General features: G+C 64.3%; 1 protein-coding gene. It reads right to left on the bottom strand.

Annotated features, from left to right (window positions below; all coding sequences use genetic code 11):
* Positions 1-227 precede the first annotated feature (227 nt).
* Complete coding sequence (locus tag RA21_RS21585) at positions 228-866, bottom strand: PRC-barrel domain-containing protein (protein WP_052257743.1); 639 nt, start codon at positions 864-866, stop codon at positions 228-230.
* Between the last annotated feature and the right edge of the window lie 143 nt (positions 867-1,009).

The following is a 1,009-nucleotide window of genomic DNA, read 5'->3' as shown; positions in this document are numbered from 1 at the left end:
GGCTAAACGCGAGTGCCTGCCTCCTGACGAGCGCTAAAGTTTAACGTCAGCGCCTCTGACCAGAATTTTTGCGCGTGAAAACACTGCGAGCGGGGGCAGGGAGAGGCACCAAAAAAGGCACGGGAAGGCCTGCCCGGTTTGCAAACCCGCTACGCAAGCCGCCCGGAAACGCGAAGACCCCGCCGGGGGGCGGGGTCTTGGGGGCTGCAGGGGCAGCGCGGTTGGGGTCAGCCCTCGTAGTCGGGCATCGCCTTCAGCTCGTCCTCGGTCATCGGGATGTAGACGCGCAGGTCGGAGCCGTCGTCGGCGCGCAGGATGTCGATCTTGGAGAGCTCCAGCTCAACCGGTTTTTCGCCAAGGCCCAGGAAACCGCCGACGTCGATGACTGCGGATTTGACCTTGCCTTCGTCGGTCAGCAGCAGTTCGGAGACCTCGCCGATCCATTCGTCGTTGGCGTCATAGGCGGCGGCGCCGGTCAGTTTTTCGGCGGTCAGGTCGGTTTCCTCCGCGGTCATGTAGCCGTCACGCTCAACCGGGGCGCGGGGCTGCATGGCGGCGGTGGTTCCGGTGTCAGACATGGTTTCGGTTTCAGCCTTTTCTGCTTCGGCTGCGGCTTCTGCCTCTGCGGCTTCTTCCGTCACTTCTTCTGCCGCAGCTTCCGCTGCCGCTTCAGCCTCAGCCGCAGCTTCGCTGGTTTCTTCGGCAATAGTCTCGCCGGCTTGTTCAGCCGCGTTTGCGGCATCGGACGCCAGTTCAGCGCCCTGTTCGGCGGTTGCCTCGGCGGCTTCCCCGACGGTGGTATCGGAGGCAAAGGCGGGCAGGGCGGTCACGGCGGCAAGCGCCGTGGAAAGTAGCAGCTTTTTCATAGCGTTCACTCCTCGGTTTGTTGGTTGCTTGTGCGTGAGTACTCATCGGAGAAACGCCCTGCGCGGGGTTCGGTTCCCGCGGGGTCTGAGAAAAGCTGCTGCGGGGCGGTCGGGCAGAGGCCTGCGGGGCCGCAAAGGCCTGC

It is taken from the genome of Leisingera sp. ANG-DT (assembly GCF_000813785.1).
GTDB lineage: Bacteria > Pseudomonadota > Alphaproteobacteria > Rhodobacterales > Rhodobacteraceae > Leisingera.
This window is presented reverse-complemented; position numbering and strand designations above follow the sequence as displayed.

Coding starts and splice junctions, on each gene's coding strand:
- RA21_RS21585 (WP_052257743.1), bottom strand. CDS start 866: ATGAAAAAGCTGCTACTTTCCACGGCGCTTGCCGCCGTGACCGCCCTG.